Origin of the sequence: Rhodococcus sp. 14-2470-1b (genome assembly GCF_002259415.1) — a bacterium.
Lineage (GTDB): Bacteria > Actinomycetota > Actinomycetes > Mycobacteriales > Mycobacteriaceae > Rhodococcoides.
Map to the genome: position 1 here is coordinate 94,160 of NZ_NPFY01000028.1, position 16,856 is coordinate 111,015.

The 16,856-nt window shown below is 65.1% G+C and carries 14 protein-coding genes and 1 pseudogene; 8 read left to right on the top strand and 7 right to left on the bottom strand.

Features of this window, described 5'->3' with window-relative positions; genetic code table 11:
- The first annotated feature begins 47 nt into the window (after positions 1-47).
- The 6 genes from ndk to proB all read left to right on the top strand — a co-directional run bounded on the left by ndk (position 48) and on the right by proB (position 8,496).
- Complete coding sequence (gene ndk / locus CH293_RS20575; protein WP_037110352.1) at positions 48-461, top strand: nucleoside-diphosphate kinase; 414 nt, start codon at positions 48-50, stop codon at positions 459-461.
- 514 nt (positions 462-975) lie between these two features.
- Positions 976-4,872, top strand: a complete 3,897-nt coding sequence (locus CH293_RS20585) for a translation initiation factor IF-2 N-terminal domain-containing protein (protein ID WP_094721354.1) — start codon at positions 976-978, stop codon at positions 4,870-4,872.
- Between the two features lie 226 nt (positions 4,873-5,098).
- Entirely contained in the window at positions 5,099-5,410 is a 312-nt protein-coding gene (gene rplU / locus CH293_RS20590) for a 50S ribosomal protein L21 (RefSeq protein ID WP_019664723.1), read from the top strand.
- A gap of 66 nt (positions 5,411-5,476) precedes the next feature.
- Entirely contained in the window at positions 5,477-5,740 is a 264-nt protein-coding gene (gene rpmA / locus CH293_RS20595) for a 50S ribosomal protein L27 (RefSeq protein ID WP_019664722.1), read from the top strand.
- 164 nt (positions 5,741-5,904) lie between these two features.
- Positions 5,905-7,353 carry a GTPase ObgE gene (gene obgE / locus CH293_RS20600; RefSeq protein WP_037110291.1) on the top strand — a complete coding sequence of 483 codons (1,449 nt, stop codon included), beginning with the start codon at positions 5,905-5,907 and terminating at the stop codon, positions 7,351-7,353.
- A 6-nt stretch (positions 7,354-7,359) separates the two neighbouring features.
- On the top strand, positions 7,360-8,496 hold the full coding sequence (proB, locus tag CH293_RS20605; RefSeq protein WP_094721355.1) for a glutamate 5-kinase: 1,137 nt from the start codon (positions 7,360-7,362) through the stop codon (positions 8,494-8,496).
- Between the two features lie 55 nt (positions 8,497-8,551).
- Here proB and CH293_RS20610 read toward each other — a convergent pair whose 3' ends face one another.
- The 6 genes and pseudogenes from CH293_RS20610 to CH293_RS20630 all read right to left on the bottom strand — a co-directional run bounded on the left by CH293_RS20610 (position 8,552) and on the right by CH293_RS20630 (position 14,960).
- The gene (locus tag CH293_RS20610; protein WP_037110294.1) at positions 8,552-9,412 is read right to left on the bottom strand and encodes an NAD-dependent protein deacetylase; all 861 of its coding nucleotides are present in this window, start codon (positions 9,410-9,412) and stop codon (positions 8,552-8,554) included.
- Positions 9,413-9,429: 17 nt separating this feature from the next.
- Positions 9,430-10,362, bottom strand: a complete 933-nt coding sequence (locus CH293_RS20615; RefSeq protein ID WP_094721418.1) for a D-isomer specific 2-hydroxyacid dehydrogenase family protein — start codon at positions 10,360-10,362, stop codon at positions 9,430-9,432.
- A gap of 11 nt (positions 10,363-10,373) precedes the next feature.
- Positions 10,374-10,772 carry an ectoine synthase gene (locus CH293_RS20620; protein WP_019664717.1) on the bottom strand — a complete coding sequence of 133 codons (399 nt, stop codon included), beginning with the start codon at positions 10,770-10,772 and terminating at the stop codon, positions 10,374-10,376.
- Positions 10,773-10,833: 61 nt separating this feature from the next.
- Positions 10,834-12,108 carry a diaminobutyrate--2-oxoglutarate transaminase gene (ectB, locus tag CH293_RS20625; protein WP_255122946.1) on the bottom strand — a complete coding sequence of 425 codons (1,275 nt, stop codon included), beginning with the start codon at positions 12,106-12,108 and terminating at the stop codon, positions 10,834-10,836.
- A 48-nt stretch (positions 12,109-12,156) separates the two neighbouring features.
- Positions 12,157-12,696, bottom strand: a pseudogene (ectA, locus tag CH293_RS28650) (diaminobutyrate acetyltransferase); the annotation flags it as partial.
- Between the two features lie 158 nt (positions 12,697-12,854).
- Positions 12,855-14,960 carry an ATP-dependent DNA helicase RecQ gene (locus tag CH293_RS20630; RefSeq protein WP_094721356.1) on the bottom strand — a complete coding sequence of 702 codons (2,106 nt, stop codon included), beginning with the start codon at positions 14,958-14,960 and terminating at the stop codon, positions 12,855-12,857.
- A gap of 85 nt (positions 14,961-15,045) precedes the next feature.
- On the opposite strand from CH293_RS20630, the gene CH293_RS20635 reads away from it, so the two are divergent.
- Together CH293_RS20635 and crcB are read left to right on the top strand one after the other, a co-directional pair.
- Complete coding sequence (locus CH293_RS20635; protein ID WP_094721420.1) at positions 15,046-15,528, top strand: CrcB family protein; 483 nt, start codon at positions 15,046-15,048, stop codon at positions 15,526-15,528.
- Positions 15,525-15,896, top strand: a complete 372-nt coding sequence (crcB, locus tag CH293_RS20640; protein WP_094721357.1) for a fluoride efflux transporter CrcB — start codon at positions 15,525-15,527, stop codon at positions 15,894-15,896. Before CH293_RS20635 ends, crcB begins: the two co-directional genes overlap by 4 nt.
- A gap of 15 nt (positions 15,897-15,911) precedes the next feature.
- Here the strand turns inward: crcB and CH293_RS20645 are convergent, their stop codons facing one another.
- Positions 15,912-16,772 carry a ribokinase gene (locus tag CH293_RS20645; protein ID WP_094721358.1) on the bottom strand — a complete coding sequence of 287 codons (861 nt, stop codon included), beginning with the start codon at positions 16,770-16,772 and terminating at the stop codon, positions 15,912-15,914.
- Between the last annotated feature and the right edge of the window lie 84 nt (positions 16,773-16,856).

The following is a 16,856-nucleotide window of genomic DNA, read 5'->3' on the forward strand; positions in this document are numbered from 1 at the left end:
GACGCCAGGGATGAGGGCGCGAGCGCTGTCCACTACTGTCTGTGATCGTGACTGAGCGCACCCTTGTACTGATCAAGCCCGACGGAGTAGCCCGCCGATACGTGGGAGAGATACTCGGCCGCGTCGAGAAGAAGGGATTGAGCATCGCAGCCCTCGAGCTCAAGACCGTTCCGACCGCGCTGGCCAGCGCCCACTATGCCGAGCACGAAGGCAAGCCGTTCTTCCCCGACCTGCTCGAATTCATCACCTCGGGACCCGTGGTTGCCGCCGTCCTCGAAGGACCGCGCGCGATCGCGGCGTTCCGCCAGATCGCCGGAGGAACCGACCCGGTCGCCAAGGCCGTTCCCGGCACAATCCGCGCGGACCTGGCCCTCGACGGCCAGCAGAACCTCGTGCACGGCTCCGACTCGGTGGAATCCGCCGAGCGCGAGATCGCACTCTGGTTCCCCGGACTGTCCTGACCACACGCTGTTGCAGCACGTATTCACCCTTCCGCCACGCCGCTGAGGACGCATTCTCGGCGGTGTGGCGGGCAGGCGACCCTCGGTGTGGGATACTGGCGAAGGTTGCTTTCACAGTTTCAGTTTCACCGACCACCAGCATTCGAGAAATTTTTCAGTACCAGCAGGACGATCGAACGCCGACATATCGGTGTTCTCGTGTCAGCAACCGGATGACACCTTCGCGTGCGATGCCCGTCATCGCTGCCGACGCCGAGCGGAAGCCTCCGCCGTCGCAGGCACGCTTGATGATCAGGCGCTCGTACCGGAGGACACCACAGCCATCCAGCCAGGCACCGTGCTCGGTGCACCGGCCACTGATCGTGGCGGTGCCTCGGACGCGGAGCGAGACCAAGAGCGTGACAAGACAACACTGACGTCAAACCTTTCGTCAGGACACAAGGATTGCCCTCGCGTGGCCGCGTCACACCCAGCAGTCGAAGGTGGACGCGCCCGGGGGCCCGAGGAGACATACGTGGCCGATCAAGCCCCGCCGGAAGATGTACAGAATTCGAACACGGGAAGTGCAGAAGGTGGCGCCGAGGTAGCCCCGACGTTCCCGGATCGCCTGCGCGTACACGCGCTGGCGAAGATCATCGGGGTGACCAGCAAGCAAGTGCTGGCCAAGCTCGGCGAACTCGGTATCGAAGCCCGCAGCGCCCAGTCGAGCCTCGGCCGCGACGTCGCCCAGACGGTCCATGCCTCGTTCGCAGAACCGGAAGCGGTGGCGCCCGCTGCTGTGGAACCCGCTGCTGTGGAACCCGCTGCTGTGGAACCCGCTGCTGTGGTTCCCGAGGCGGCAGAGGAACAGGTCGCCGAGCCGGACGTCGCAGAGCCGGACGTCGCAGAGCCTCAGCCCGCCCAGACCTTGTTCTCGACTGACGCGCCCGCCGAGAGCGCTGCAACCGGCACTGCGACTCCGGTGGCACGTCCGACTTTCTCCGGACCTCTCTTCCTCCAGCCCGAGGCCGTAGCCGAACCTCCTCGTGTGCGGCGTCGGAGCAAGAAGGCAGCTGGCCCCGCGGCGGACTCGTCGGCAGCAGACGCGAACCCGAACGCAGCGGACACGCAGGCAGTGACCGCAGCTGCAGACGCCTCGACCGAGGAGTCCGAGGGCACCCGCCCCCAGACCACAGACTCGCCGGACGGCAAGCCCGCTTCCGCAGACACCGGCAATGACGAAACGCCGTCCGATGCGACCTCGTCCGTGGACACCTCGTCGGAGGACGGTTCCGACGACGGGTATGCCGACGACGACAACTCTCAGCCGCGTCGCCGCCGTCGTGGACGCCGAGGTCGCGGCCGTGGACGTGGTGACCAGGCCGGCGACAGCAGCACGGATGACTCCAGCTCGGACGACTCCAGCTCGGACGGTGTCGATGATCAGGGTGCCGGCGATCAGGGCGCTGACTCGGATGCCGACGACGTCGCGGCTCCGTCCGAGCCCTCGGGGTCGGACAGTGACACCGACAGCAGTGACACCGACAGCAGTGACACCGGCAGCAGTGATTCGGAGGACGAATCCACCGAGGGTGACACCGCCGAGGACTCGAAGCCGACCGGTGAACGGCGCTCGCGTCGGCGTAGCAGGTCACGTGGCGGAGCCAAGTCCGGCGACGATGCGTCGTCCAAGTCCGGGGACGACGTATCGGCCGAGTCGGGTGACGACGATGCACAGGACAGCGGCGACGCGTCGGCCGAGTCCGACTCCGACGATTCGGACGACGAGCAGGATGCAGCCGACGGTTCGAGCCGCCGCAGGCGTCGTCGCCGTCGTCGCCGCAGTTCCGGTGACGCGTCGTCGGACACGGCATCGTCCGAGGACGACCCGCCCAACACCGTCGTTCACGAGCGTGAGCCGCGCACCAAGTCCCGCAACAAGGACGAAGTTCAGGGAATCACCGGATCGACGAGGCTCGAAGCGAAGCGCCAGCGTCGACGCGACGGACGCGACGCCGGCCGTCGTCGTCCGCCGATCCTGACCGAATCCGAATTCCTGGCTCGTCGTGAATCCGTGGACCGCGTGATGGTGGTACGCGAGAAGTCGTTCCCGGACCACGGCGACACCACGCAGGTGGCCGTTCTCGAGGACGGCGTGCTCGTGGAGCACTTCGTCACCAGCAGTGCGTCGGCGTCGATGGTCGGCAACGTGTACCTCGGACGCGTTCAGAACGTGCTGCCGAGCATGGAAGCCGCGTTCATCGACATCGGCCGTGGTCGCAACGGTGTGCTGTACGCGGGCGAGGTCAACTGGGACGCCGCCGGTCTGGGAGGCAACTCCCGCAAGATCGAGCAGGCGCTCAAGCCGGGTGATCAAGTCCTGGTGCAGGTCAGCAAGGACCCGGTGGGGCACAAGGGTGCCCGGCTCACGACGCAGCTGTCGCTGGCCGGTCGCTATCTCGTGTATGTCCCCGGCGGCAGTTCGACCGGCATCAGCCGCAAGCTTCCGGACACCGAACGTAAGCGTTTGAAGGAAATTCTCCGCGACATCGTCCCGTCCGAGGCAGGCGTCATCATCCGCACGGCTGCGGAGGGTGTCAGCGAGGAGGAGTTGGCCCGCGACGTGTCGCGGCTGCAGGCGCAGTGGGCATCGATCGAGGAAGCTTCGGCGAAGGCCGAGTCCGGCAAGGGCAGCCAGCCGCAGACGCTCTACGAAGAGCCCGATCTGCTGGTGAAGGTCATCCGCGACTTGTTCAACGAGGACTTCGTCAAGCTCGTCATCGAAGGTGACAAGGCATGGTCGACAACGTCGACCTACATCGAAACCGTCGCCGCCGACATGCTCCCCAAGCTCGAGCGCCACGTCGCCGAACCAGGTCAGCCCGACGTGTTCGAGGCCCACCGAATCGACGAGCAGCTCGCCAAGGCACTCGATCGCAAGGTGTGGCTCCCGTCCGGCGGCACCCTGGTGATCGATCGCACCGAAGCGATGACCGTGGTGGACGTCAACACCGGCAAGTTCACCGGCGCGGGTGGAAACCTGGAAGAGACGGTCACCCGCAACAACCTCGAAGCAGCCGAGGAAGTCGTTCGGCAGATGCGCCTGCGTGACATCGGCGGCATGATCGTCGTCGACTTCATCGACATGGTGCTCGAACAGAACCGTGACCTCGTTCTGCGTCGACTCACCGAAGCCCTCGGTCGTGACCGAACACGCCATCAGGTGTCGGAGGTGACGTCGCTGGGCCTCGTTCAGATGACACGCAAGAAGCTTGGAACCGGTCTGGTCGAGGCGTTCTCGACGACCTGTGAGCACTGCCAGGGTCGCGGAATCATCGTGCATCCGTTCCCGGTGGAGGCCAAGCCCGACGACGGTGGACGCTCGGGGTCCTCACGAGGGGACTCGGGTTCGCAGCGCAAGCGTCGTGGACGCGACAAGTCCGACAACGCCGGTTCCACCGGCAACGCTGGTTCCAACGGCAACGCTGGTTCCAACGGCAGCGCTGGTTCCAACGGCAGCGGCACGGGGAATGGCCACTCCAACGGCTCAGATCACTCCGAACCCACGGCTGAGCCTGCCGTCAAGCGAGCCCATCCGGTCGCCCTGGCAATGGCAGCGCACCACGACGAAGTCGTCGCCGACGTCACACCAGCCGACGTGGTGGAACACGACGCATCGGCGTCGACGGAGAACAAGGTCATCGACGCCTCGGACGTCGCCGCTGTACAGGGCAACGACGACGCAACGGTGTCGGATGAAGCCGTGTCGGACGCATCGGTGTCGGATGAAGCGGTGTCGGATGAAGCGGTGTCGGGTGCAGCGGTGTCGGATGCAGCGGCTCCGCAGGAGTCCCAGTCGAACGGCACGGAAGCGGCACCCACCGGCTCGTCCCGTCGAGGTGGACGCAGTGCACGCCGAAAGGCGTCGCGGCCTACTGCATCTGCCGTAGCGGAAGACACAGGCGCAGTCGAAGCGGAATCGCCCACACACGTCGATGCCGAGACTCCGTCATCCGAAGCGGCAACGGATCGTCCCGCTGCCGAAGAGGCTGCGCCTGAACAGGCTGCCGTCGAACCTGCTGTGGTCGAACCTGCTGCCGTCGAACCTAATGTCGTCGAACCTAATGTCGACGAGTCGGCTGCAGCCGACGAACCCGCAGCGTCCGAGGCTCCGGTCAAGGCCAGGCGCGGACGGCGAGTGGCTCGCAAGGCTGCTGCACCGACCGACACCGGACCGGACGCGGGAGCTGTCTTCGTGATCTCGGCAACGGCGGACGGCACGGAAGCTGCGGACGAGCCTGCGCCGGAACCAGTGACGACTCCCGCATTCGCCCAGGTGGATGCAGGGGACGTGCCGGAAGAACTGCCGGTGGCTCGGCCGCGGCGCCGCCGCAGTGCTGCACGACCGGCGGGTCCTCCCGTAGACGCATAGGGAACAGGGGACGGGCGGTTTGACCATGGCCGCCCGTCTGCCGTAACCTTGATAAGTCGCTCCCGGCGACACCGTTCTGCTGTGCCCTGGCTCCCTTCGCGGAAGGCAGGAGCATTGATCGGGATAGATGCCGGGATGTTTGAAAGCAAGAACAAAGCAAGATCAGACCAGTCGTGTTGCCGTGGGCAGCGCGAGCAAGTTCGAAGAAGCAAGGGGTAGCCCTCCGATGGCAACGTACGCGATCGTCAAGACCGGCGGAAAGCAGTACAAGGTCGCTGTTGGTGACCTCGTCAAGGTCGAGAAGATCGAGGGAGCGCCCGGCACTGCTGTCTCGCTTGCTCCGGTCCTCGTCGTTGACGGTTCCGACCTGACCACAGATGCAGAGAAGCTGGCGAAGATCTCCGTCGCCGGCGAGATCGTCGAGCACACCAAGGGCCCGAAGATTCGCATCCACAAGTTCAAGAACAAGACCGGATACCACAAGCGTCAGGGACACAGGCAGAAGCTGACCGTCCTCAAGGTCACCGGTATCAAGTAACCAGTTCTTCTCAGCCGGTTTCTCACAGGGCACCGGCGATCTTCTTACCCGAGGAGGGTACGCAACATGGCACATAAGAAGGGTGCATCCAGCTCCCGTAACGGTCGCGACTCGAATGCACAGCGCCTCGGCGTCAAGCGTTTCGGTGGCCAGACGGTCAGTGCAGGCGAGATCCTGGTTCGTCAGCGCGGCACGCACTTCCACCCCGGTGTCGGAGTCGGCCGTGGCGGCGACGACACTCTGTTCGCACTGTCCGCAGGTGCCGTCGAGTTCGGCGCCAAGCGTGGACGCAAGACCGTGAACATCGTTCCGGTCGCAGTCGAGGCCTAGTCTCCGCTGCACCATCCGCGCCCGGGGATCGCACGCGATCCGCACGGCGCACCCCACGATCTACGACGAGGGCGGACCAGGGTCTAAGACACCCGGTCCGCCCTTATCGCGTTCGTGGGGCACAGACATTCGGTCACCTGACCGAGGAAGGATCGAAGGCAGCCATGTCACGATTCATAGACCGCGTGGTGCTGCACGTCAGCGCCGGTAAAGGCGGCAACGGCTGCGCTTCGGTTCATCGCGAGAAGTTCAAACCGCTCGGCGGACCCGACGGCGGCAACGGTGGACGCGGAGGCGGAGTCGTCTTCGTCGTCGACAGCAGCGTGCACACTTTGCTCGACTTCCACTTCCACTCGCACGCCAAGGCCAGCAACGGAACCCAGGGCATGGGTGGCAACCGAGAGGGCGCCAACGGCGAGGATCTGATCCTGAAGGTGCCCGACGGCACCGTCGTCCTCGACAAGGACGGCCGCATTCTCGCCGACATGATCGGAGAGGGCACGCGATTCGACGCTGCGCCCGGCGGCCGGGGCGGACTCGGTAACGCAGCGCTGTCGTCCAAAGCTCGTAAGGCTCCCGGCTTCGCTCTCCTCGGTGAGGAAGGGGTCGAGCGCGACCTGGTGCTCGAGCTCAAATCCGTCGCGGACATCGGGCTCGTCGGTTTTCCCTCCGCCGGCAAATCGTCTCTCGTGTCGGTGCTGTCGGCCGCCAAGCCGAAGATCGCGGACTACCCGTTCACCACGCTCGTGCCGAACCTGGGTGTCGTGTCCAGCGGTGACACGACTTACACCGTCGCCGACGTTCCTGGCCTGATTCCCGGAGCCAGCCAGGGAAAGGGCCTCGGTCTCGACTTCCTCCGGCACCTGGAGCGGACAGCGGTGCTCGCTCACGTGGTCGACTGCGCGACACTGGATCCCGGTCGCGATCCGGTCTCGGACGTCGACGCGCTGGAAGCAGAACTCGCTGCCTACAAGCCCGCGCTGCTCGGTGACGCGAGCCTGGGTGACCTGGCCGACCGTCCACGCATCGTCGTGCTCAACAAGGCCGACATCCCGGAGGCTGCCGAGCTCGCCGAGATGGTGACCCCCGAGTTCGAGGCGCGCGGTTGGCCGGTGTTCACCATCTCGGCTGTGAGCCGAGAAGGATTGAAGCCCTTGATCTTCGCCCTGGCCAAGATGGTCGAGGAGTACCGGGTGGCGCACCCGCCCGCAGAGCCTCGTCGTGCAGTCATCCGTCCAGTGGCACGCAACGAGGACGGCTTCGAGGTCGTCAAGGATCCCGACGTGCCCGGCGGTTTCCTGGTGCTCGGTACCCGACCCGAACGGTGGGTTGCGCAGACACAGTTCAGCAACGACGAGGCCGTGGGCTACCTCGCCGACAGGTTGGCACGCCTCGGCGTCGAGGACGCGTTGATCAAACTCGGAGCGGAGCCGGGCGCATCGGTCACCATCGGTGACGTCACGTTCGACTGGGAACCGCAGACTTCCGCCGGCGTCGACATCGTCCGCACCGGACGTGGTACCGACGCACGGCTCGATCAGGTCGAGCGCATCAGCGCGGACGAACGTAAGCATGCTCGTCGAGTCCGGCGTGGGCTCGACCCCGAAGAGTGAGGGAATGTGAGCGCTGAATCCGATTCTGCGTCAAGGGTATCGGCGACGAGAGGCACCATCGCGGGCGCCAAGCGCATCGTCGTCAAGATCGGATCCTCGGCGCTGACGTCCCTGGTCGGCGGCCTCGACGTCACGCGTCTCGATGCGTTGGCGGAAGCCGTCGAGACTCGTATGCGTGCCGGGACCGACGTGATCGTCGTGTCGTCCGGTGCCATCGGCGCCGGAATCGCGCCGCTCGGATTGACCAAGCGGCCACGAGACCTCGCGACCAAGCAGGCTGCGGCCAGTGTCGGGCAGCTCGCGTTGGCGCATGCATGGGGTACGTCGTTCGGACGTTTCGGTCGTACCGTCGGACAGGTTCTGCTGACGGCCGAGGACATCGCCAGACGCACCAATCACCGGAACGCGCAGCGTACGTTGGACCGATTGCGTTCGCTCGGAGCGGTCGCCGTGGTGAACGAGAACGACACCGTCGCCACCGCCGAGATCCGATTCGGTGACAACGATCGTCTGGCAGCCCTCGTCGCGCACCTGTCGGGAGCAGACGCACTGGTTCTGCTGTCCGACGTGGACGGCCTGTACGACGGCGACCCGCGCAAAGGCGGTGCGACGCTCATCCCCGAGGTCGACAGCCCGGAAGACCTGGACGGAGTGGTTGCAGGGTCTGGAGGAGCACTCGGAACGGGCGGAATGGCCTCCAAATTGTCCGCTGCGCGACTCGCAGCCGATGCTGGGGTTCCCGTCCTGCTTGCCGCTGCGTCCGACGCGAACGACGCTCTCACCAATGCGGGAGTCGGAACGGCTTTCGCTGCCCGGCCGGTCCGACTGTCGTCACGGAAGTTCTGGGTCCGGCACGCCGCGGACGTCGACGGCGACCTGCACCTCGACGCAGGTGCCGTGCGTGCCGTCGTGGACCTCAGGCGCTCGCTGCTGTCCGCCGGCATCGTCGGGATCACCGGCAACTTCCACGGAGGCGACGTAGTTGCACTGCGCGATCCCGAAGGATCCGTCGTCGCCAGGGGAGTAGTGGCGTACGACGCGTCCGAGTTGTCCGGCATGCTCGGAAAGTCGAGCTCCGACCTGGCTCCCGAACTCCAGCGGCCAGTGGTTCACGCCGACGACCTGGTGTCCGTGGAGCTGTAGCGGACTCGGGAATTATGACGCGGTGAGGAGCGCCAGGGGCCGGTTGCGGTTGTGGTCAGTGCACTGGCGGCAGCGCGTCGAGCAGTCCGGAGAGAGTTTCCGAGCACCCTGCCGCGCTGACGATCGATGCGAATTCGTCGCCTCGGGTGGATCCACGGTTGACCACGACGATGGGGATGCCTGCTTTCGCGGCGCGGCGGACGAACCGCAAGCCCGACATCACCGTGAGAGACGATCCGAGTACGAGAAGTGCGTCCGCCGAGTCGACGAGGTCGAAGGCTTCCGCGACTCGAGGCTTGGGGACGCTTTCCCCGAAGTACACGATGTCCGGTTTCAGCACACCACCGCAGTTCTCGCAATCCACCATGCGGAAGTGGGCGGTGCTGGAGATGACAGCGTCGGCGTCGGGCGCGATTTCGACGCCGTCGGCCGGGGCAACGCTGGCGAGAAAGCCCGGGTTGCGCATCTCGAGGCGTCGTGCCAGCGTGTACCTGGACACGAGCTGTCCGCAGTTCAGGCACGTGACCCGAGCGTAGACACCGTGCAGGTCGATGACGCGGCGGCTGCCTGCCTTGGTGTGCAGCATGTCGACGTTCTGAGTGATGACACCGGAGACGTTTCCGCGGCGCTCCAGTGCGGCGAGAGCCCGGTGGCCGCGGTTGGGTTGGGCAGCGTCCATGTGCCGCCAGCCGACGTGGTTGCGTGCCCAGTAGTGACGGCGAAACTCGTCGTCGCCGACGAACTGTTGAAAGGTCATGGGGTTTCGCGGCGGAGAGTCCGGGCCTCGGTAATCGGGAATCCCGGAATCGGTGGACATACCCGCGCCCGATACGACGGCGACCCGCTTGTCGGTCAGCAACTCGACGATGTCGTCGAGCTGACTCGCCGAGGAGACTGCGCGAACGGTCGTTGCCACGTTCTCCAGGTTAGCGCTCAGTATCCCTGCGTCGAGTCGATGCGGGCGGCAAGCGTTTCACCTGCGACGAAGCGCGCGACGTTGGCTGCGACGTGGTCGGCGAATGCGGCGTGACGCAGCGTTGTCGGGTTGGAGTCGTGCGGAGTGACGATCGCGTTCGGCAACGTCCACAGGGGATGACCGTCGGGCAGCGGCTCGGGGTCGGTGACATCGAGGCCGGCGCCGCCGATGGTGCGTGCGGTCAGAGCGTCGATCAGGGCGTCTGTGTCTACGAGTGAACCCCGTGCCACGTTGATCACCCACGAGTGTTTCTGCAGCCGGGCCAGTTCGTGTTCGCCGACGAGGTGACGGGTGGCCGGTGTGGCCGGCGCGGCGATCACGACATGGTCGGTGAGGGGCCACACATCGGCGAGAGCGGCGACGGGCACCGTGCGTACGGCACCAGGCACAGGTCGACCCGAACGGTTCACGGCTACGACATCCGCTCCCAGCGCGGTAAGCGGTGGGATCAACGCCCGGCCGATGCCGCCTGCTCCGAGGATCGTGACCGTCGACCCCCGGAGGGTACCGACTCTGCTCATGAACCGTTCCGGTTGCCACGAGCGGGCTTCGAGGTGTTCAGGGAGAGCGCGCACACCGGCGAGCAGCAGGGCTAGCGCGTGTTCGGCGACAGTCGCGGCGAAGGCGCCGGCGGCGGAGGTGAACAGGACGGAAGGATGGGCGGCGAGTATTCCTGCGTCGAACCAGGCTTCGACGCCTGCAGACGGCAGTTGCACCCATTCGACGTTCGAGGGGAGCGTCGCAGGGAACCTCGACGGTCCCTCGGTCCACACGAGTCCCGAGGCTCTGTCCAATGGAGCCACAACGGCTCCACCCCGCTCGATTGCGGAAACCGTGATTCGGTCCTCTTCGGGGCCGACGGCAACTGGAATCGAGCGGGGTGGAGTCATGAAGAGCAAGCTTATGCGGGAACTTCCACGAGAGGGTAGACACCGTTCTCGTCGTGGGTTTCGTTTCCGACGACGGGCGGGTTGAACACGCACAGCATGCGCATCTGGGTGCGAGGCTCGACGGTGTGGCGCTCGTTGCCGTTGAGCAGGTACATCGACCCTGGACCGAGTTCGTACGTTTCGCCGGTCTCGCGATCGGTCAACGTGCCTTCCCCCTCGATCAACCAGACGGCTTCGATGTGGTTGGCGTAGTGGAAGTTGTTCACCGTGCCGGCCTGAATGGTGGTCTCGTGGAACGAGAATCCGACCTTGTCGCCGCCCAGCACGATGCGCTTGCTACGCCAGTTGCCGTCCTCGCTCGAGATGTCGCGATCGGTTCCGGTGATTTCCTCGGTGGTACGTACGATCATGTGTTGTCTCCCTTCAACGAATGTGCAACTCGACGATGTGCAGGATTCGATCCTGCACGGGTCAGGAGCACACCTTGGCAGTTGCGCCTGCGATGATGTCCAAGCCGCGATCGAGTTCCTCGACGGTGGTGGTCAGCGGCGGAAGCAGCTTGACGACCTCGTCGGACGGACCTGCGGTCTCGACGAGCAGTCCCTCGTCGTAGCAGAGGGCAGCGACCTTGCCTGCCTTCTCCGGCTCGTCGAAGACGAGCGCTTGGACCATGCCGCGACCGCGGGTCGACACTCCGTCGTACTTGGCGCAGAGTTTGATGAAGTTGTCCTGGATGTGCTCGCCCTTGGCGAGAACTTCCTTCTCGAACTTGTCGTCGGACCAGTAGGTGTCGATGGCCGTCTTCGAGGTGACGAACGACGGATTGAATCCGCGGAAGGTGCCGTTGTGCTCACCCGGTGCCCACACGTCGAGTTCCGGCTTGAAGAGGGTCAGCGCCATCGGCATTCCGTAGCCACCGATGGACTTGGACAGCGTGACGATGTCCGGAACGATGCCTGCTTCTTCGAAGGAGAAGAACTGACCGGTGCGGCCGCAGCCCATCTGCACGTCGTCGACGATCAGTAGGATCTCGCGACGCGAGCACAGTTCAGCGAGAGCGCGCAGCCATTCCGGACGTGCGACGTTGATGCCGCCTTCACCCTGGATGGTCTCGACGATGACGGCTGCCGGACGGTTGAATCCGCTACCGGAGTCGTCGAGCACGCGCTCGAACCACTGGAAGTCCTCGGTGACGCCGCCGAAGTAGTTGTCGTACGGCATCGGGGTGGTGTGCACCAGCGGAATTCCGGCGCCAGCTCGCTTCATCGAGTTGCCGGTGACCGACAACGCGCCGAGTGTCATGCCGTGGAAAGCGTTGGTGAAGTTGATGATCGACTCACGGCCGGTCACTTTACGGGCGAGCTTCAGAGCTGCCTCGACGGTGTTGGCGCCTGTGGGTCCGGGGAACTGAACCTTGTAGTCGAGTCCGCGCGGGTCGAGGATGTTCTTCTTGAACGACTCCAAGAACTCACGCTTCGCGACGGTGGACATGTCCAGACCGTGCGTGATGCCGTCGCTCTGGATGTATTCGACGAGGGCGTCCTTGAGGATCTGGTTGTTGTGGCCGTAGTTCAGTGCGCCGGCGCCACCGAAGAAGTCGAGGTACTCACGGCCGTTCTCGTCCACGAGGGTCGAGTTCTTCGCGGTCTTGAACACAGCGGGCCACTGACGGCTGTAGCTACGGACGGCGGACTCGACGGTCTCGAAGACGTCGAGCTTCTCTGTGGCAACGGTCTTTTCGGTCATGTTCTGCTTGTTCCTTTCGTTTGTGCGCACGGCGGCAGGGCCTACGGTGTAGAGCTCCTCGGCCTCGTGGCTATCAGGGAAATCATTGGGCGCGAACAGATCTGATTTTCTAATCTCGGTTCCTCGTGTTCGAGCGAGGGCCGTGAACAGCGCGATCGATGCCTCGTTGTCGGGGCTGATCGTCGTTTCCAAGTGTGTGATGCCCTGGAGGGTCAGGCGATCGAGGAGTTCGTTCAACATACGACCGGCGAGGCCTTTGCCTCGTTGATCGGCATCGACCGCAACCTGCCACACGAAAAACGTTGTGGGGGAGTCCTGCCGGATGTAGCCGGTGACGAAACCAACTGCTCTGCCGTCGACGTCCGACACCACGGACGTTGCAGCAAAATCTCTGCACCACAGGATGTACGAGTAACTCGAGTTGAGATCGAGCACCCTCGAATCTCTTGCGATCTCCCAGAGCCGGACTCCGTCGGAAATCTTTGGACTACGAAACTTCACTGCGTCCGGCGCAGTGATTGAGGTCGCTCTCAGCTGTGCGGGCTTCATAGGAAATACAAACGTAACAAGGTGGCCATGGCTTTTCATGTACCCCGGGAAATTGGCCCTCTAAACCACCCTGCTTCCCCTGGTTAGAGGGTGAATGTGACGCTGGTCACAAATGTGTGGTTCAGGACGAGGGCGAACGGTTCGGGGCTCGTTTGCTCGCCGGAGATCCACAGTCTGGACTTACTGTCACCGGGTGTCTACTTGGGGGTGGCGAGAGCGAACGGGAGCACGGCGTCCGCTCCCGCCTTCCGCAGAGCGTCAGCAGCGCACGTGAACGTCCATCCGGTGTCGGTCACGAGGTCGACCAGCAGAATCGGACCGTCGACCTGACCGAGGTCCGGGATGTCCCAGGAGTCCACGAGCCCCGCGACCCGGAAAGCGGAGTTGGCGGCCGTCACCGCCGGATGACCCGGACGTGGACCCAGAACACCCAGGTCGGTGAGCCGGCCGATCCGCGCGAGCTCGCCCGCTACGGACCGCACCAGAACCGGATGAGATACGGATTCGAGGGCCAGGACGGCCGTGGGGCGGACCTTCCAATCCCACGATGCGAGGACCTTGATGCATCCGTCGATCAACGACGACGGCGCTGCTTCGTCCGGGCCGTCGAGGGCCGAACGCAGGCGCTTTCCCCAGACGAGATCCGTCAGTCTTCCCAGGACGCGGCCAGGCTCGTGCCCGTCGGTGATCTTTCCCGACAGTGAGACGCCGAGCTTCTTCATTCCGCTCGGCCACTGTTTGCGTGGGGGAAGGTCGATTCCCGGGCGGTCCAATCTGCTGCGAGTCTGATCGACGGCGTCCTGATCGACCTGTGCAGAGTAAGACTGACCTGTGCAATTGTCGCATCGGCCACAGTGCGACGGTGTGTCCGTAAGGTCCGGGTCGTCGAGTTGGCGCCGGAGGAAATCCATGCGGCAGCCATCGGTGCGTTGGTAGTCGACCATGGCCTGTTGTTCGGAGTCTCGTGCTTGCTCGAGCCGCTCGTAGCGCTCGGCGTCGTACGTCCACGGCTCGCCGGTCGCGATCCACCCTCCACGCACACGCTGTACCGCGCCGTCCACGTCGAGGACTTTGAGGACCATCTCCAACCGACTGCGGTTCAAGTCGACCAGGGGTTCGAGAGCCGGCGTCGACTGAGGTTTCACCGGATCGAGAGTCTCGATGACCTGTCTGACGACGTGTTCGCGCGGAAACGCAACCGAGGCGAAGTAGCTCCATATCTGCTTGTCCTCGTGACCCGGAAGCAGGATCACCTCGGCGCGATCGGTGCCGCGGCCTGCACGCCCGACCTGCTGGTAGTACGAGATCGGCGAAGAGGGGGCTCCCATGTGGACGACGAAACCGAGGTCCGGTTTGTCGAAGCCCATCCCGAGCGCTGAGGTCGCGACAAGTGCCTTGACGTCGTTGTTCAGTAGGTCGGTCTCGAGTGACTCTCGTTCCGTGGTGTCGGTCTGGCCGGTATACGCGGCGACGGCCAGGCCTTGATCGGACAGCAGCGCGGCCAGGTCCTTGGCTGCGGAGACCGTCAGGGTGTAGATGATCCCGGAACCGGGCAGTTGCGCCAGATGCGACGCGAGCCACGCCGCTCGCTCGGTCGAGTTCTCGATCTTCACGACCGACAGATGCAGTGACTCCCGTTCGAGACCTCCGCGCAGCACGAGGGTGTCCCCGCCGCCGACCCCCAACTGTGCGGCGACGTCCGACACCACTCTGTCGTTGGCGGTCGCGGTGGTTGCCAGAACCGGAATTCCTTCTCTCAGTTCGGAGATCAATGTCCTGATGCGGCGATAGTCCGGCCGGAAATCATGGCCCCAGTCCGATACGCAATGAGCCTCGTCGACGACCACCAGGCCGGCGTCCCCGGCCAGCGAGGGCAGGACCTGATCGCGGAAGTCCGGGTTGTTCAGGCGCTCCGGGCTGACGAGCAGGACGTCCAGTCTGCCCGCCGCGACGTCGGTGTGGATGTCCTCCCATTCGGTCATGTTTCCGGAGTTGATGGTCGCGGCCTTCACTCCCGCACGCTCCGCCGACGCGACCTGGTTGCGCATCAGTGCCAACAACGGAGAGACGATGACCGTCGGGCCCAGGCCTTGTTCACGAAGCAACTTCGCTGCGATGAAGTACACCGCCGACTTTCCCCACCCGGTTCGCTGGACCACCAGTGCCCTGCGTCGACCGACGACGAGTGCCTCGATGGCGACCCATTGATCCTCGCGCAGGCTCGCACCGTCCCCCGCGAGCTCGCGGAGCAGGCGCTCGGCGTCGGCGCGCAGGTCTGTCGGCGTGTGCGATGCGGTCGTCATGGCACCATCGTGCCGCACCGGTGTGACAAGGATCGACCGGGCGAGGGCCGATACTCTTCTGCAGAAGGTGGTACGAGGAGGCGACATGGGCGACGGCGGAGGCCGCGATTGCAGCGGTGATCCTGAAAAGCGCGAAGCGACGTCGACGCGGCCGCTGCACTCGAGCATGTCGGCGCTCGCGCTGGTTTTCGGCGGTGGCGTCGTGGGAACGCTCGCCCGGGTCGGTGTGGAGGAGGCGTTGCCGCACCGTAGTCCCGAGTGGCCGGTGGCAACCTTCGTGATCAACATCGTCGGAGCGTTCGTCCTCGGCCTCGTGCTGGAGAACTTGGCGAGGCGTGGACCGGATACCGGTGTGCGCCAACGACTACGTCTGCTCGCGGGAACGGGGTTCTGCGGGGCGTTCACCACATACAGCACGTTTGCCTTGGAAGCGGTGCTGCTGACCCGTGACGGACACTGGACCACCGCCGTGGCCTACGGGATCTCGACCGTGGCACTCGGTGGCGCAGCCGCCTGGGCAGGCATCGTCGTCGGAGCAGCCGCTCATCGCCGAGGAAACCTCCGGTGATCGTCGTGCTCGTAGCGCTCGCGGGCGCGTTCGGTGCCGTCGCGCGGTTCGTCGTCGATTCCTGGTTCGGTGACCGATTTCCACGATCGGGGTTTCCGTGGGCGATCGCCGCCATCAACGTCTCGGGTTCTCTCGTGCTCGGATTTCTGGCGGGGCTCGTTGTGCTGCAGGATGGTTCGACGGACCTTCAAGCCGTGATCGGAACCGGATTCTGCGGCGGGTACACCACCTTCAGCACCGCGAGCGTCGACACCGTCCGGCTCGTTCGATCCGGGAAGCATGCGAAGGCCCTCGGCTACGCCGTCGGCACGCTCGTGCTGTCGGTTGCGTCGTGTGCCGCGGGATTCGGGCTCGCCGGGCTTGCTTGACGGCCCGGAGTCCGCTCATTCCTGCCCGACGCCCCGAATGTCCGCGCGTGTTCCCGACGAGGAACCGGCTCCCCGTCGCGTTGCGGCGAAAGCGCCTGCGGCACAAGCCCACCGGATTGCTTCGTCGGGTCCGGCGAACCACTCGGCGGCGAGCGCCCCGGTGAACGCGTCGCCCGCTCCTGTGGTGTCGATCGCGTCGACCGTAGGCGAGCGGAAATCCGATGCCGAATCAGGGCCGCGGTAGTGCGCACCTCGCGCACCCAGCGTGGTTACGATGTGCGGCACTCGGGAGACGACGTCGGGCAACTCCCGTGCCTCGGCTTCGTTGACGACGAGGACGTCGACGGCCTCGACAAGCGCGTCCGGAAGAGCCTGTACAGGAGAGGGATTGAGTACGACGAGGGTGTCGTTGCCGTGCGCGTGTGTGGCGCCCTCGACGACGGTCTCCAGCGGGATCTCGAGTTGGCACATGAGGACGTCGGCCCCCGCGATGGCGTCACGCTCGGCGTCGGACAGGGCGCGCACTGACGAGTTTGCGCCCGCGACGACGACGATCGTGTTCTCGCCCTCGCTGTCCACGGATATCGAGGCGACGCCGCTCGGTCCGTCGACGCGGCGAACCAGGGATGTGTCGACGCCGGCCTCGGTCAGAGTGTCGATCAGATCCTGGCCGAACGCGTCGGAGCCGACGGCCCCGAGGAAGGTCGTGTCGGCGCCCGAGCGTGCGGCCGCCAGCGCCTGATTTGCGCCCTTGCCTCCCTGTGAGGCTGCGAAGGTGGTGCCGAGAAGGGTCTCGCCCGGCTGCGGCAGTCGCGGCGTGAACGTCGTGAGGTCCATGTTGATGCTGCCGAGGACGGCAACACGGGTCGTTGGCATGAGCCGACGATATCCATGTCGTCGAGAGCCCGGCGAAGCGATTGGTTGCAGATTGTTGACAATCTGCAAATCCTGAACCACGAT

Coding starts and splice junctions, on each gene's coding strand:
- rplU (WP_019664723.1), top strand. CDS start 5,099: ATGGCAACGTACGCGATCGTCAAGACCGGCGGAAAGCAGTACAAGGTC.
- rpmA (WP_019664722.1), top strand. CDS start 5,477: ATGGCACATAAGAAGGGTGCATCCAGCTCCCGTAACGGTCGCGACTCG.
- obgE (WP_037110291.1), top strand. CDS start 5,905: ATGTCACGATTCATAGACCGCGTGGTGCTGCACGTCAGCGCCGGTAAA.
- CH293_RS20615 (WP_094721418.1), bottom strand. CDS start 10,362: ATGACTCCACCCCGCTCGATTCCAGTTGCCGTCGGCCCCGAAGAGGAC.
- CH293_RS20620 (WP_019664717.1), bottom strand. CDS start 10,772: ATGATCGTACGTACCACCGAGGAAATCACCGGAACCGATCGCGACATC.
- ectB (WP_255122946.1), bottom strand. CDS start 12,108: ATGACCGAAAAGACCGTTGCCACAGAGAAGCTCGACGTCTTCGAGACC.
- CH293_RS20630 (WP_094721356.1), bottom strand. CDS start 14,960: ATGACGACCGCATCGCACACGCCGACAGACCTGCGCGCCGACGCCGAG.
- CH293_RS20635 (WP_094721420.1), top strand. CDS start 15,046: ATGGGCGACGGCGGAGGCCGCGATTGCAGCGGTGATCCTGAAAAGCGC.
- CH293_RS20645 (WP_094721358.1), bottom strand. CDS start 16,772: ATGCCAACGACCCGTGTTGCCGTCCTCGGCAGCATCAACATGGACCTC.